This window comes from Brevibacillus sp. YAE8 (assembly GCF_057543335.1).
In genome coordinates this window covers 1-583 of sequence record NZ_BAAIYG010000115.1, presented here as the reverse complement: position 1 = coordinate 583, position 583 = coordinate 1, and the positions used below count along the sequence as shown (strand labels likewise).

Annotated in this window: 1 pseudogene; it reads left to right on the top strand. The window is 47.2% G+C overall.

The annotated features are described in order from the left end of the window. Positions 1-157: 157 nt before the first annotated feature. Positions 158-583, top strand: a pseudogene (locus tag AC27IT_RS27890) (IS21 family transposase); the annotation flags it as partial.

Sequence of the window (583 nt, the reverse complement as noted above, 5' to 3'; positions counted from 1 at the left end):
GTGTATATCGCATAATAAAAGTACAGAAAATCGCAGCGTAAAAATGCAGAGCTAGCCTGCGTTTTACAAGGCGGAAAAATAAATAGGCACTTGCCAACATCACTCTATTAAGTCTACCTTGGTCTTTGTCCAGAAGAACCAGGGAGATGTGAGAGGAATGTTGAAAGTGCCACAGCAACAGTATATCAAATTTTTGTACGAGAATGAGGATTATTCAATCTCGGAGATTGCGAGAGCCATGGGAGTCAATTGGAGGACAGCCAAGAAATACGCCACAAAGGACGATTGGAATGAACCCGTTTGTCGGCGCAAGAGACGATATCCCGTTCTCGGTCCGTATCTTGACATCATTGATACTTGGTTAACGGAGGAGCAGGCGTTGCCCCGCAAACAGCGTTATACCGCGAAGCGAATCTTTGATCGTCTGCGTGATGAATACAGGTTTGAGGGCGGACGACGCACTGTTGAAGAATATGTAGCCAAACGCCGAAAAGAACTCAAGCTGGAACGTGCCGAAAGCTATGAACGACTCGAACACCCCGGCGGCGAGGCACAGGTTGATTTTGGTACAGCCTATGTTGGG